This is a genomic window from Flavobacterium sp. YJ01 (genome assembly GCF_029320955.1).
GTDB lineage: Bacteria > Bacteroidota > Bacteroidia > Flavobacteriales > Flavobacteriaceae > Flavobacterium.
This window is the reverse complement of the sequence record NZ_CP119757.1, coordinates 33,015-45,872: the sequence shown is the minus strand read 5'-3', so window position 1 is coordinate 45,872 and position 12,858 is coordinate 33,015. Positions and strand designations below refer to the sequence as shown.

Annotated in this window: 17 protein-coding genes; 12 read left to right on the top strand and 5 right to left on the bottom strand. The window is 31.6% G+C overall.

Going from position 1 to position 12,858, the window contains the following annotated elements:
* Window positions 1-36 precede the first annotated feature (36 nt).
* From P0R33_RS00255 to P0R33_RS00240, 4 genes are all read left to right on the top strand, one after another.
* Entirely contained in the window at window positions 37-888 is an 852-nt protein-coding gene (locus P0R33_RS00255) for a substrate-binding domain-containing protein (protein ID WP_276173574.1), read from the top strand.
* 19 nt (window positions 889-907) lie between these two features.
* On the top strand, window positions 908-1,840 hold the full coding sequence (locus P0R33_RS00250; RefSeq protein ID WP_276173573.1) for a transglutaminase: 933 nt from the start codon (window positions 908-910) through the stop codon (window positions 1,838-1,840).
* Window positions 1,841-1,998: 158 nt separating this feature from the next.
* Entirely contained in the window at window positions 1,999-2,367 is a 369-nt protein-coding gene (locus P0R33_RS00245; protein ID WP_276173572.1) for a hypothetical protein, read from the top strand.
* Between the two features lie 201 nt (window positions 2,368-2,568).
* Window positions 2,569-4,155, top strand: coding sequence for an ABC-F family ATP-binding cassette domain-containing protein (locus P0R33_RS00240; RefSeq protein WP_276173571.1), 1,587 nt, complete (start codon window positions 2,569-2,571; stop codon window positions 4,153-4,155).
* A gap of 13 nt (window positions 4,156-4,168) precedes the next feature.
* Here P0R33_RS00240 and P0R33_RS00235 read toward each other — a convergent pair whose 3' ends face one another.
* Entirely contained in the window at window positions 4,169-5,140 is a 972-nt protein-coding gene (locus P0R33_RS00235) for an alpha/beta hydrolase (protein WP_276173570.1), read from the bottom strand.
* A 243-nt stretch (window positions 5,141-5,383) separates the two neighbouring features.
* Between P0R33_RS00235 and P0R33_RS00230 the strand changes: the two genes are divergently transcribed.
* The 5 genes from P0R33_RS00230 to P0R33_RS00210 all read left to right on the top strand — a co-directional run bounded on the left by P0R33_RS00230 (window position 5,384) and on the right by P0R33_RS00210 (window position 8,304).
* Window positions 5,384-6,436 (top strand): linear amide C-N hydrolase, encoded by a 1,053-nt coding sequence (locus tag P0R33_RS00230; protein WP_276173569.1) that lies wholly within the window; start codon window positions 5,384-5,386, stop codon window positions 6,434-6,436.
* Between the two features lie 125 nt (window positions 6,437-6,561).
* Window positions 6,562-6,879 (top strand): metalloregulator ArsR/SmtB family transcription factor, encoded by a 318-nt coding sequence (locus P0R33_RS00225; RefSeq protein ID WP_276173567.1) that lies wholly within the window; start codon window positions 6,562-6,564, stop codon window positions 6,877-6,879.
* A gap of 3 nt (window positions 6,880-6,882) precedes the next feature.
* Window positions 6,883-7,350: an SRPBCC domain-containing protein gene (locus P0R33_RS00220; protein ID WP_276173566.1), complete on the top strand. Its 468-nt coding sequence runs from the start codon at window positions 6,883-6,885 to the stop codon at window positions 7,348-7,350.
* 6 nt (window positions 7,351-7,356) lie between these two features.
* A complete protein-coding gene (locus P0R33_RS00215; RefSeq protein ID WP_276173565.1) occupies window positions 7,357-7,734 on the top strand; it encodes a DoxX family protein in 378 nt (125 codons plus the stop codon).
* A gap of 12 nt (window positions 7,735-7,746) precedes the next feature.
* The gene (locus P0R33_RS00210; RefSeq protein ID WP_276173564.1) at window positions 7,747-8,304 is read left to right on the top strand and encodes a DUF4256 domain-containing protein; all 558 of its coding nucleotides are present in this window, start codon (window positions 7,747-7,749) and stop codon (window positions 8,302-8,304) included.
* A 45-nt stretch (window positions 8,305-8,349) separates the two neighbouring features.
* Here P0R33_RS00210 and P0R33_RS00205 read toward each other — a convergent pair whose 3' ends face one another.
* The gene (locus tag P0R33_RS00205) at window positions 8,350-8,700 is read right to left on the bottom strand and encodes a DUF2200 domain-containing protein (RefSeq protein ID WP_276173563.1); all 351 of its coding nucleotides are present in this window, start codon (window positions 8,698-8,700) and stop codon (window positions 8,350-8,352) included.
* 133 nt (window positions 8,701-8,833) lie between these two features.
* Between P0R33_RS00205 and P0R33_RS00200 the strand changes: the two genes are divergently transcribed.
* Complete coding sequence (locus P0R33_RS00200; protein ID WP_276173562.1) at window positions 8,834-9,235, top strand: VOC family protein; 402 nt, start codon at window positions 8,834-8,836, stop codon at window positions 9,233-9,235.
* A gap of 65 nt (window positions 9,236-9,300) precedes the next feature.
* A complete protein-coding gene (locus P0R33_RS00195; RefSeq protein ID WP_276173561.1) occupies window positions 9,301-9,831 on the top strand; it encodes a serine acetyltransferase in 531 nt (176 codons plus the stop codon).
* A 52-nt stretch (window positions 9,832-9,883) separates the two neighbouring features.
* Here P0R33_RS00195 and map read toward each other — a convergent pair whose 3' ends face one another.
* The 3 genes from map to P0R33_RS00180 form a co-directional block, all read right to left on the bottom strand.
* The gene (gene map / locus P0R33_RS00190) at window positions 9,884-10,648 is read right to left on the bottom strand and encodes a type I methionyl aminopeptidase (protein WP_276173560.1); all 765 of its coding nucleotides are present in this window, start codon (window positions 10,646-10,648) and stop codon (window positions 9,884-9,886) included.
* A gap of 138 nt (window positions 10,649-10,786) precedes the next feature.
* Window positions 10,787-11,521, bottom strand: a complete 735-nt coding sequence (locus P0R33_RS00185) for an SDR family oxidoreductase (RefSeq protein WP_276173559.1) — start codon at window positions 11,519-11,521, stop codon at window positions 10,787-10,789.
* Between the two features lie 80 nt (window positions 11,522-11,601).
* Entirely contained in the window at window positions 11,602-12,171 is a 570-nt protein-coding gene (locus P0R33_RS00180) for a Crp/Fnr family transcriptional regulator (RefSeq protein ID WP_276173558.1), read from the bottom strand.
* A 94-nt stretch (window positions 12,172-12,265) separates the two neighbouring features.
* Between P0R33_RS00180 and P0R33_RS00175 the strand changes: the two genes are divergently transcribed.
* The gene (locus tag P0R33_RS00175; protein WP_276173557.1) at window positions 12,266-12,853 is read left to right on the top strand and encodes a hypothetical protein; all 588 of its coding nucleotides are present in this window, start codon (window positions 12,266-12,268) and stop codon (window positions 12,851-12,853) included.
* The last annotated feature ends 5 nt before the right edge of the window (window positions 12,854-12,858 follow it).

The following is a 12,858-nucleotide window of genomic DNA, read 5'->3' as shown; positions in this document are numbered from 1 at the left end:
TACCAAGCAACTTAACTTAACTTAAACTTAAAAGAAATGAAAACTGTCAAAATTGCGGGTGTTCCGGAACACTTCAATTTGCCGTGGCATTTATGCATCGAAAATGGCGAATTTGAAGAAGAGGGCATCGATTTACAATGGACCAATGTTCCCGAAGGAACTGGGAAAATGTGCCAAATGCTTCGCGACGGCGAAACAGATTTAGCGGTAATTTTAACCGAAGGAATTTTAAAAGATATTTCGGCAGGAAATCCGAGTAAGATTGTTCAGATTTATGTTCAATCTCCATTAATTTGGGGAATTCACGTGGCTGCAAAATCGGATTTTAAAACCCTAAAAGATCTTAAAAACAAAAAAGTCGCTATTTCTAGAATCGGTTCTGGATCACAATTAATGGCTTATGTAAATGCAAATGAGCAAGGCTGGAAAACGGATGATCTTGAATTTGAAATTGTAAACACAATTGATGGTGCTGTTGATGCTTTAACCAACAACAAAGCAGATTATTTTATGTGGGAACGCTTTATGACAAAACCGCTTGTTGACAAAGGCGTTTTTAGACGTATTGACGACTGCCCTACTCCTTGGCCATCATTTATAATTGCTGTTCGTGAAGAATTTCTAAAAAAGAATGGCAAGGTAGTTGAGAAAATCCTTGAAATCATTAATAGTACAACAACCGATTTTAAAGAGATTCCAGAGATTGACAAGAAATTATCCAAACTTTTTAATCAAAAAGCTGAGGATATAAAAGAGTGGCTTAAATTGACGCAATGGTCACAAAAGAATTTAACCGAAAAGTCTTTTAATAAAATTCAAAATCAGTTATTTGATCTGGGAATTATTGATAAAAAAAGTATTTTTGTAGAAACCGTAAAAGCACTGTAATACTGCTTTTTTGATTCGTATGATGAAATTCCCTAAAATTGACTTACCATATTTAAAATCCAAGCTGCAGGTGAAATCACCGTGGGACAGGATTATTATAATGCTGTTGAGTCTTTTTATTACTATTCCGATTTTCATCATACTGCATCAAAATTTGATCGACCTAGAATGGGCGTTCAATTTAGATCGTGTTTTTATCTTTATTTTTGTTTTTGCCGCAATATTTTTTCTTCTGATGTATCTCAGAACAATTATCATATTGTGCATCGCAGTTTATTTGTTGATTTTATTTTACGGGACAGTTATCGGAAATTATGGTTTTAACGAAATCTCAGAAGATTATAATTCTATGATTTACACCATGTCTGATAATCCATATCCGCAGGATATTATCGTGGCAAAACTGCTTCCGTTTCCAAATAAAACAAAAATTCTTAATGCTATAGAATATCAGAATCCAAAAGTGCGAAATTTTGCTGTTATGGCAACCACAAAGCATTTTAAAGGCATTAGAGGCTATTCAGATTATCGTACCATAATTCAATGTTTTGCTGTTTTTAAAGAAATAAATAGCAGATGGAATTATGTAAACGATCCAAAAGACGGTGATTATATCGCAACCGCCAGCGAATCTCTAGAGTATTTCTCTGGCGATTGCGATGATCATTCTATTTTAATGGCAGCGGCAGTTCGATCAATTGGAGGAACTCCAAGACTTATTCATACCAAAGGACATATATATCCTGAAATATTAATTGGTTCTATGATTGATTTGGAAAAAGTGAACTATTTGATTAAAAATGTGCTTTTTACAAAAGAAAGCTACAGAAAAAAAATACATTACCATATAGACGAACGCGGTCAGGTTTGGATGAATCTTGACTATACGGCAACTTATCCTGGAGGTCCGTTTATGTATGAAGAAATTTTGGGAGCTTTAACGCTCAATTAGAAATTCCATTTCTGAATTTAATTTTTCAGTATTGCAATATGAGTTAAATTGCGATCTTTTTTTAGCGAAAAAAAAATATTTATAAATATTTGATTACGAATAATTTAATATCGTTTTTTTTTGTAACTTTTTCCTGTTTAACTTTTAATCACAAAATCATGAAAAACTCTAAATTGGTTACCCTTCTAATTGCAGTTGCTGTCGTATTAATGGTTTCATGTCATGGTAAAAGAAACAGATTAATTAATTCGTGGAAAGTTTCAGCTGTCGAGACTAAAACTTCTATTAATGACTCTGCAAAAAATGAAATTTTGAAAAACGGTATGCTCACTTTCACAGAAGATGGTCATGTTACAGGATATCTTCTTCGTGAAATAACAGATGGTACCTACGCATTATCTCAAAAAGGTAAAAAACTCGTAATTAAAGACGAAGTTGGAACACCTTACGAATGCGAAAGCACCATTACTGATGATAAATTAATTCTGGATACCAAAGAAGCTAAGTTAACATTTGATAAAATTTAAAAATTTAATTTCAATCATATTACAAAAAACCATTCTTATGATCATAAAGAATGGTTTTTTGATTTTTAGTGCAAAATAAATACCTTTGCACTTCTTCAAATAAGCATTTATCTATGTGAAAATTAATTTCTTTCGGAAGACTTAGTAAGTAACCGCATTTAGTGGCTGCTTGATTATTTAATTCTATAAAAAGAAATAATTATGCTTATTATTCAAAATATCTCATATCAGCATGAGAATAAAGACATGCTGTTTCAAAACATAAATTTTACGGTAAACAATCATGATAAAACTGCGCTAGTTGGAAATAATGGCGTCGGAAAATCAACTTTATTGCGAATTATTTCGGGTGAACTTAAACCATTTTCAGGTCAAATTATTCAAAATTCGAAACCTTATTTTGTACCGCAATTATTTGGTCAATTTGATAATCTTAGTATTGCTGATGCTTTAGAAATAAAAGATAAAATCAAATCACTTAAAGAAATACTTGAAGGTATTGTTACCGAAGAAAATCTGCAATTATTAGATAATGACTGGACAATTGAAGAACGCTGTGATAAGGGTTTATCTTATTGGAATCTTCACGATCTGGATTTGAATCAGAAAATGGAAACTCTGAGCGGTGGTCAGAAAACGAAAGTTTTTTTGGCTGGAATTATAATTCACGAACCAGATTTTATTTTAATGGACGAGCCTAGCAATCATCTGGATTTTGGAGCACGCGAATTATTGTATGAATTTATAAAATCTACTTCAAGTTCTATTTTAGTTGTAAGTCACGACAGAACATTACTAAATATTCTAGATCGAACGCTTGAAATGAGTAAAAATGAAGTTATCGTTTATGGAGGAAATTATGATTTTTATCGAAATCAGAAAAAAATTATGCATGAAGCTCTCGAGCAAGATGTGCAAAGTAAAGAGAAAGAACTTAGAAAAGCTAAAGACAAAGAACGCGAAACCATCGAACGCCAGAACAAACTGGATTCTAGAGGAAAAAAGAAACAAGAAAAGTCTGGTGTTGCTAGAATTATGATGAACACACTTCGAAATAATGCAGAAAATAGCAGTTCGAAATTAAAAGATGTTCATGCAGAAAAAATCAATACCATTTCTGGTGATTTGCGTCAATTAAGATCAAATTTGCCGGCAATAGATCAAATTAAATTTGGCTTCAATAATTCTACTTTTAATAAAGGAAAGACACTTTTTAAAGCTAATGAAATTAATTATTCATATGGAAATCAATTGCTTTGGAAAGAAAATCTCGATTTCGAAATTCTTTCCGGAGATCGTTTGGTTTTAAAAGGTTTAAACGGTTCAGGAAAAACAACTTTAGTCAAGATTATTTTGGGAGAATTAAAACTGGAGCAAGGAAACATAAGTTCACTTGGAAAGAAAGTAATGTACATTGACCAAGATTATTCTTTACTTCAAAATAATCTGAAAGTTTATGATCAAGCACAACTTTTTAATGATTGCGGTTTAGAAGAACATGACGTAAAAATGAGATTAAATCGTTTTTTATTCACTCAAAATGATTGGAATAAACCTTGCAACACATTAAGCGGAGGCGAAAGAATGCGTCTGATGCTTTGCTGTTTAACAATTAGTGATGAATCTCCTGAAATTATAATTTTAGACGAACCAACCAATAATATAGACATTCAAAACATAGAAATTCTAACTTCGGCGTTGAACGAATATAATGGAACTTTGATTGTTATTTCTCACGATCATCTTTTTCTAAATCAAATAAAAATTGAAAAAAGTATCGAACTTTAAAAAAAGCGCCGAATTATCTCGGCGCTAATTTTTCTATTTCATTGCAAATTAAATCTGGCTCTTGAAGTGTAATATAATGACCACTTTTTTGCGCAAAAACCTGCGTGCTTTTAACAGACAAATGAAGCAGATCTTTCTGTAGATTGTTATGAATAGAAAGATACTCATTTTCAAGATTTTTATCCTTTGCTCCCTCTACTCCATTCGGATATTTTGCAGTAATAATTGTTAGCGGAATTGATCCAAAATCATCAATTTGAGATGCTTCTAACATTAATTTTTCATCATTTTCTAATTCTTCGATCATTCCGTCTAAAATACGATAGAAATAGTGTTTTACATTTCTGTTAAACCAATGTTCTTTGGGAACCGCTGCTGTAAAAGCTGTTGTGCTGTATAATATTCTAATTGCGCCGATTTCATTTAAAAAACTCAAAAATATTTTTGGTGGAGGCTGAACAGATTTTTTTAAAGCTTCAGAAGATTTTTCTAATTGTTTTGGATGAGAAACATCAACAAACACAATGCCTGCCATATCTTTTGCATTCTCTTTAAGGAATAATCTTGGCGTAATTCCACCAAAAGAATGTCCAACTAAAATATAAGGTTTTGGGCAATTCGTTTTTTCTAGAAGCTGTTTTAAATCATCTGCGTATCTTCTTAAATTGGTTTTCTTTGCTGGGCCACTCCATAAAATTCCGGCTTTATCATAAGAAATCGTGGTGTAGTTATGAGAAAGTTTCTTCTGAATATCTTGCCAATGCAGATAATCTCCTCCCAAACCAGATTCGAAAACTACGGTGCAAGAGCCTTTTCCTTGTTTCTTAAAATGAATTTTTCTCCCATCAATTTCTACAAATTCTGATTTATCTGGACGTTTGCTATCATAATAGAATCGAGAAATACGTTCGAACAAAAATCCGATTACAATTAAAATTGCCAGACTACCCAAAAATATTTTGAGAGCTTTGAAAATCTTTTTCATCATTTAAAGTCAATTTTTAAAAGTTGTGATAACTTCAAAAATAGACGATATTTCTTCTAATTCCAAAACTATTTAAAATTATTCTAAATAATATTTATTGATTTACATCTACTTCATTATTAAATGTTTAATTGCTAAAATATTATATTAAATACTTAAATTGCAGATAAATCTTATTGTTTTAAATATCTTTTTATTCAAAAAAATATCTCAAAAACAATGTTTAATTAAAATTTCTAGATTATGAAATTAAAAAATAGCATTCTGACCCTTTTTTTAGCATTTAGTCTTTTGATATCTGAAACAGCTATTCCTTGCACAAGAATAGTTTATGAAGGATTAAATGGCACAATTATTACGGCGCGTTCGATGGATTGGAAAGGAGAAATTCCAGCAAATTTATGGATATTTCCTCGCGGAATTGAACGATTTGGTGAAGCTGGAACTAGTTCTGTAAAATGGAAATCTAAATACGGAAGTGTTATTACAAGCTCGTGGGACATTGCTTCTTCTGACGGAATGAACGAAAAAGGGCTTGTTGGAAATCTTTTATGGTTGGTTGAATCTCAATATCCAAAATTTGAGAAAAACGGAAAAGTAAAAGGTTTGGCAGTTTCTTTATGGTTGCAATATGTTTTGGACAATTTTTCGACAGTTTCTGAAGCTGTTGCAGCATTAGAAAAAAGAGATTTTGTTATTGCTTCTTCTCACATTCCTGGAACAGATATTTTTGCTACGGTTCATCTATCCATTTCAGATGCGACTGGCGACAATGCTATTTTCGAATATATAAACAGTAAATTGGTAATTCATCACGATAGAAAATATGTTGCCATGACTAATTCTCCCATTTTTGATGAACAATTGGCTATTAATTCCTATTGGAAAAGCATTCCTGGAACAATTATGCTTCCGGGAACTAATCGCGCGGCAGATCGTTTTGTTCGCGCTTCTTATTATATAGACGCCATTCCGAAAACAGATAATATTCGAACAGCTTTGGCAAGTGTTTTTGGTGTAATTCGAAATTGTTCTGTTCCGCTCGGAATTTCATCAGAAACAGAACCTAACATCTCTTCTACTCGCTGGAGAACAGTTGCAGATCAAAAAAATTTGGTTTATTATTTTGATAATGTTCTGAATCCAAATGTGATTTGGGTTGAATTTAATAAAATTGATTTTAGTGAAAAAGGAAAAATTAAGAAGCTGAGCTTAGCAAATCATGAAAATTATTCAGGAGAATCTTTGATTAACTTTAAAGAAACTAAGCCTTTTCAGTTTGCTGGATTGGATTAATTCAATAATAAATTACGCTAAAACCTTCAAATCTAAAACTTTGAAGGTTTTTTTATTAAAAAAAAGCATAAAAAATATTGCGCAGTCAAATGACTTCATTATATTTGCAGTCAAATAACTGCATAATGGAAATTAGAAGAGATGTTTTTCAGGCAATAGCCGATCCGACACGAAGAGCTATATTGAGTTTAGTTGCGATTCAGAGTATGACTCCTGGGGCAATTGCAGAGAATTTTAATTCGTCGAGACAGACAATTTCAAAACATATTCAAATTCTTAGCGAATGTGAATTGTTAAGTCAGACACAAAACGGAAGAGAAATTTATTATCATTTAAATCCTTTGAAGATGAAAGAAATTGACAATTTTATTGAGCCTTTCAGAAAAATGTGGGACGAGCGATTTAACAAGTTAGAAGCAATCATGAAAAATTATAAAAAATAAGACATGGAAAAAAAGACAAAAATTCACGCTGAAGATAACAGACACGACCTTGTCATTACAAGAGAATTTGATCTGCCTGTAGAGCTTTTGTTTAAAGCTTATATGGAACCTGAAATTGTAGCGCAATGGATGGGAACAAAAGTTGTAAAACTTGAGAATAAAAAACATGGCGGTTGGGAATTTGAAACCAGCGATCCGTCTGGAAATGTAGTTTTTAAAGCGCATGGAACAATTCACGATATTATTCCAAATGAGAAAATCGTTCGAACTTTTGAAATGGATAACGCAAATTTTGCGCCTCAATTGGAATTTTTAGAATTCGAAAAATTAACTGAAGAAACAAGTAAATTAACCATGCAGATTATTTATAAATCTATCGAACATAGATTGACGCAACTTAAACTGCCATTTGCGCAAGGTTTAAATATGGCGCACAATAGACTAGAAGAAATTGTAACTAAACTAAAATAAAGAATTATGAGTAAAAGAAACAAGATTATATATTGGATTGCTACACTTTGGCTGGCGCTAGGAATGACTTCTACAGGAATTGTACAGCTTATTCCATTAAAAGAAGAAGCTGAAATGATAAAACATTTAGGCTATCCGCTTTACTTTTTGACTCTTTTAGGTGTTTGGAAACTTTTAGGCGTAATTGCAATTTTAATTCCGAAATTTGGTTTGTTGAAAGAATGGGCCTATGCCGGTTTTTTCTTTGCAATGTCTGGAGCTGTAGTGTCTCATTTAGCTATTGGAGATGAAGCTTCGGTACTTTTTGGACCAATTTTATTAATTGTTTTAACGGTAATTTCGTGGTACTTCAGACCTGAAAATAGAAAGTGCAGTTCTAATTAAAAACACAAAAACATGAAAAAAGAATTGACAGCAAACGAACAAGAAGAAATTTTAAGTACGCTTGAGAAACGTTTCGAAAAGAATAAAAATCGTCATGAAAATCTGGTTTGGTCTAAAATTGAAGCCAAACTAAAAGCAAATCCAGAAAAATTGTGGTCGCTTGAGCAAATGGAAAGCACTGAAGGCGAACCAGATGTAATTGGTTATGATAAAAATACCGATGAATATCTTTTTGTAGACTGCGTTTCAGAAAGTCCGAAAGGCAGAAGAAGTGTTTGTTACGATCATGAAGCGCTTGAAAAAAGAAAAGAACACAAACCCGCAAACAGCGCCTTAAATATGGCAGAAGAAATGGGAGTTGAAATTTTAAACGAAGAACAATATAAAGACTTACAGAAATTAGGAAAATTTGACACAAAAACGTCTAGTTGGATTTTGACTCCGCCAGAAATTAGAAAATTAGGAGGAGCCATTTTTTCAGATTTTAGATATAATACTGTTTTTGTATATCACAATGGCGCAGATTCCTATTATGCCGCGAGAGGTTTTCGCGGTTTATTAAGAGTTTAAAAAAAAGAAACCTTCAAAGTAGTTTTTGAAGGTTTTATTTTTTAATTATTCTCTTAAAATTTTTTCCATTTTTTTTCCTTTTGCTAATTCGTCAACCAATTTATCTAGATATCTTAGTTTTTGAATTAACGGATCTTTAATTTCTTCAACGCGATAACCACAAATAACTCCAGTAATTTTAGATGAATTCGGATTGATTTGCGGTGCTTCTTGAAAGAAAGTTTCAAAATCTACTTTCTTTTCAATTTGTTCTTTAAGCTGTCCATCATTATATCCTGTTAACCATCTAATTACCGTATCTAATTCTTCTTTTGTGCGTTCTTTCTTTTCTACTTTTTGAATGTATAAAGGATAAACGCTAGAAAACAATATTTTGTAAATTCTGTCAGTTTTCATCATGATCTGTTTTAAAATAAAAGCTTTTACGTAAAGATAAATCAAAAGAATAAAAAAAGGCGAATACAATGATTATTTTAATACCTTAGATTAATGAAATAATAGTATTTGACAATCCTAAACAGCTAATAATATGGAAAATATTTCAAATGAAATTACACCAAAAGTCACAGGAATTGGCGGAATTTTCTTTTTTCTAGACAATCCGAAAGAAACTAAAGATTGGTATGCGAAAAATTTAGGGTTAGAAATAAACGATTGGGGTTCTGCCAGTTTTGAATCTCGAAATCTTGAAAATCCAGAACAAATTGAATCAACACAATGGTGTCCTTTTAAGAAAGGTGACGAATATTTTTCTCCTTCTAAAAAAGATTTCATGGTCAATTATCGCGTTCAAAATATCGAAGGACTTTTAGAAAAACTAAAAGCAAACGGAGTTACTGTTTTGGACGAGATTGAAACGTACGATTACGGAAAATTTGTTCATATAATGGATGCTGAAGGCAATAAAATTGAACTTTGGGAACCGGCTTAATTGTTAATGGTTGATTGTTAATTTGTTGATGGTTGATGGTTGATTGAAGAATAAAAAAACTCTATATGTTTAATAAACTGGTTGAAATAAACTGCCATTCAAGGAATAAATTCTTACGAAAAATCGCTTCTAATTTATTAGAAAAACTGTATTGCTGCGAAATCAATTGTGCTGAAATGGACAAAAGTGTTTTGTTTGCGCATCACGGACGTGGGTGTACAATTGTGGCTTCTAAAATTTGCGAAAATGTAGTGATTTTTCAAAACGTATCAATTGGAGCTAATTTGAAATATAATAAAATCAGCAACGAATGGGAAAATGTCGGAAATCCGATTATTGCTAGGAATGTTGTAATTGCCGATGGAGCTAAAATTTTAGGTCCTATAGTAATTGGAAAAAACTCAGTTATTGGTGCTGGTTCTATTATTACAAAAGATATTCCACCAAATAGTGTGGCGTATGGAGTAAATCAATTTAAACAAAAAGACATTAACTACGATTTTATATTTAATTCAAATATGATTCATCCAAGCAAGATAATTGAAGCTAATAAAAATTTAGTTACCGAATTTAATAAACAAAATAAATCTATTTAAAAACATAAAAGCTCCATTAGAAACAAATGGAGCTTTTACTTTATATGATTTTTTAATTCCAAATTTCATTCATTTCGGTCAGAATAATGGGTTTTCCTTCTGTCACTACGATTGTATGTTCGTGTTGTGCCATGAATCCGCCCTTATTTCCGACCATTGTCCAGCCGTCTTGCAACGTTTCTGCATAAGTAGAAGTGGTTGAAATAAACGTTTCAATGGCAACAACAGAATTTTTCTTAAATCTGGTTTGGTTAAAACGATCTCTATAATTGGCAATTTCGTGTGGTGCTTCATGAAGACTTCTCCCTACTCCATGCCCAGTTAAATTTTTAATGACTTTATAACCGCGTTTTTTAGCTTCAGTTTCAATCAGAAATCCAATATCAGAAATACGAACACCGCCTTTGATGTTGTAAATAGCTTTGCGTAAAATATCTTTTGAAGCTTCTACTAATTTTTGATGTTCGTTTACATCAGATCCGATCACAAAAGAACCGCCGTTATCGGACCAAAACCCGTTTAATTCTGCAGAAACATCAATATTAATTAAATCTCCTTCTTGCAAAATTCTTTTATCAGATGGAATTCCGTGACAAAATTCATTATCAACACTAATGCAAGTCCAACCCGGAAAACCATAAGTCAAATATGGTGCAGATTTTGCTCCTAAATCATTCAGAATTTGTCCGCCATAATCATCTAATTCTTTTGTAGAGATTCCGGGTTTGGCAAATTTTCTCATTTCTTTTAAAGTAAGAGCAACTGCTTCACTTGCTTTTTTCATTCCGATTAATTCTGCTTCTGTTGTAATTGACATGGTATTTTCTTTACTAATTTCTATTCAAACGAATCACCGACTAAAATACTACTTTTCTTTAAAATTGAGCGTTATTTAAATGCTAAAACCCTCATAAATATTAGATTTATGAGGGTTTTAATGTTTTTATCCTTTATTTCACCAAGGACTTTCTTCGCTTTCGTTTTCTATATCGGGGCTGTAGAATTTTCCTGTTGGCCCATTTTCATCTAAAGTATGTTTAATGATGAAACTTGCCGCGCTTTCTACACTCGCAGGTCCGCTATGATGATTAAAATCAGTTGCGGTATAACCTGGATCAATTGCATTTATTTTAAAACCTAAATCTTTTAATTCGTGTGCCAAAGTAATGGTAAAGGCATTTAAAGCTGTTTTTGAAGAAACATAAGAAACCGCTTTAAAAGCATAATATTTCCAGCTGGGATCACTATGTAGCGTAAGCGAACCAAGCCCTGAAGTAATATTACTGATTCTTGGATTATCTGATTTTTTTAATAATTCAATAAATGCTTGTGTTACTCTGATTACTCCAAAAAAATTGGTGTCAAAAACATTCTGAATATTTGCAACAGAAGTTGTAGACGAATCTTGCGGAACATCGCCTAAAATTCCAGCGTTATTGATTAAAATATCTAATTTGCCTTGCTCCTTTTCTATAATTGTTTTCGCCTCTAAAACACTTTCGTCGTTTGTAACATCAATCTGAATCGCTTTGATGTTTTGAAATCCTTTTTGGTTTAATTCTTTTACAACTTCTTCGCCTTTTGCAAGATCACGACTTCCTAAATAAATAAAAAATCCTTTTTCTGAAAGCTGTTTTGCTGTTTCTAAACCTATGCTTCTATTTGCGCCTGTAATTAATACTGAATCCATTTTTTAAATTTTTAAATTATTGATTACAAAGTTCCATCGATAAAAAATAAAAACATTTGCCAAATGACAAAAAGCGATTTTTAACGAATATTTTTTCTAATTCTGCTCAAAGAAGATTGTGTAATTCCTAAATAAGAAGCCAAATAAGAAAGCGGAACGCGGTTGATTACATTTGGAAACATTTCCATAAAAGATAAATAACGCGTTGTAGCATCTTCAGAAACCAGCGGACTTCTTCTAGCTACTTTTTGCATTAAAGCTTTGGAGATTATTTTATGCACAATTGTATCCCAACCAATAATCGTGTCTAATAATTCTTGCCAGTCTTTTTTAGAAAAAATAATCATTTTACAATCTGTAACTGCTTGTACGTAGGCAGAAGAGCAAATATTGTTATCGAAACTGTCTAAATCTACAACGAGATTATTTTCGTCTATAAAGTATTTGGTGATTTCTTCGCCTTTGTTGTTGTAATAACAAACACGCAGAATTCCTTCTAAAATAAAACCAACTTCAACAGAAACTTTTCCAGCTTCAGAAAAATAAGCTTCTTTACGAATTTCTCTTTCTTGAGCTTTAGATAAAATCAAATCAATTTGCTGCTGATTTAAATTGCCAAACTGCAATATATAATTTACTAATTCTTTCATACCCGAAAGTTAGGAATAAGTTTTTATAGAGAATTTGTCATATGGCAAAAAAATACTTTAGATATATTTATATTAGCAAACAAAAAACAAAACAATGAAATTAATTCTACAGCTTCTATTTGTTCTTTTTATTAATCTAGGATTTAGCCAAGATTATAGAGAAGCATCTATAATATTTAAGGATAGCAGCTCTATTGAAGGTTTTGCTGAAATTAAGAATAATGATATCTATTTTAAAGTAAAACAAGAAGATAAAGCAGATAAATGGAGTTATGATTTTGCAAAAGGATTAATTTTTTCAGCTTATGGATATTCTGAAAAATATGAATATATTGAATTTGAGCATTCAAAACCAAAGTTGTTGCAAGTTGTTGAAGAAGGAAATGTAAATCTTTACAGATACGCAAAAGAGTATTACATAGGTCGAAGTTCCAATTTATCTATAGGAAAATTGCCTTCAGATGAAGACAAAGTTTGGGCAATGACTGAAGCGTTATATGTAAAGCGTAAAAATGAACCTTATGCCACAGATATTGAATTTAGCTTTAATCTAAGAGCAAAAAAATACTTTGCAGATTGTAAAAAAGTCGTAGAAAAAATCAATACCAAAAAATTCACCAAAAATAATATTAAAGACATGGTTTTCTTTTATAATGAATATTGTGGTTCAGACGACGAATAATGTAT

Excerpts from the sequence above, each read along its gene's own strand:
- P0R33_RS00195 (WP_276173561.1), top strand. The coding sequence starts at position 9,301 with ATGTTTAATAAACTGGTTGAAATAAACTGCCATTCAAGGAATAAATTC.
- P0R33_RS00250 (WP_276173573.1), top strand. The coding sequence starts at position 908 with ATGATGAAATTCCCTAAAATTGACTTACCATATTTAAAATCCAAGCTG.
- P0R33_RS00235 (WP_276173570.1), bottom strand. The coding sequence starts at position 5,140 with ATGAAAAAGATTTTCAAAGCTCTCAAAATATTTTTGGGTAGTCTGGCA.
- map (WP_276173560.1), bottom strand. The coding sequence starts at position 10,648 with ATGTCAATTACAACAGAAGCAGAATTAATCGGAATGAAAAAAGCAAGT.
- P0R33_RS00175 (WP_276173557.1), top strand. The coding sequence starts at position 12,266 with ATGAAATTAATTCTACAGCTTCTATTTGTTCTTTTTATTAATCTAGGA.
- P0R33_RS00180 (WP_276173558.1), bottom strand. The coding sequence starts at position 12,171 with ATGAAAGAATTAGTAAATTATATATTGCAGTTTGGCAATTTAAATCAG.
- P0R33_RS00205 (WP_276173563.1), bottom strand. The coding sequence starts at position 8,700 with ATGAAAACTGACAGAATTTACAAAATATTGTTTTCTAGCGTTTATCCT.
- P0R33_RS00185 (WP_276173559.1), bottom strand. The coding sequence starts at position 11,521 with ATGGATTCAGTATTAATTACAGGCGCAAATAGAAGCATAGGTTTAGAA.
- P0R33_RS00210 (WP_276173564.1), top strand. The coding sequence starts at position 7,747 with ATGAAAAAAGAATTGACAGCAAACGAACAAGAAGAAATTTTAAGTACG.
- P0R33_RS00215 (WP_276173565.1), top strand. The coding sequence starts at position 7,357 with ATGAGTAAAAGAAACAAGATTATATATTGGATTGCTACACTTTGGCTG.
- P0R33_RS00200 (WP_276173562.1), top strand. The coding sequence starts at position 8,834 with ATGGAAAATATTTCAAATGAAATTACACCAAAAGTCACAGGAATTGGC.
- P0R33_RS00245 (WP_276173572.1), top strand. The coding sequence starts at position 1,999 with ATGAAAAACTCTAAATTGGTTACCCTTCTAATTGCAGTTGCTGTCGTA.
- P0R33_RS00225 (WP_276173567.1), top strand. The coding sequence starts at position 6,562 with ATGGAAATTAGAAGAGATGTTTTTCAGGCAATAGCCGATCCGACACGA.
- P0R33_RS00240 (WP_276173571.1), top strand. The coding sequence starts at position 2,569 with ATGCTTATTATTCAAAATATCTCATATCAGCATGAGAATAAAGACATG.
- P0R33_RS00255 (WP_276173574.1), top strand. The coding sequence starts at position 37 with ATGAAAACTGTCAAAATTGCGGGTGTTCCGGAACACTTCAATTTGCCG.
- P0R33_RS00230 (WP_276173569.1), top strand. The coding sequence starts at position 5,384 with ATGAAATTAAAAAATAGCATTCTGACCCTTTTTTTAGCATTTAGTCTT.
- P0R33_RS00220 (WP_276173566.1), top strand. The coding sequence starts at position 6,883 with ATGGAAAAAAAGACAAAAATTCACGCTGAAGATAACAGACACGACCTT.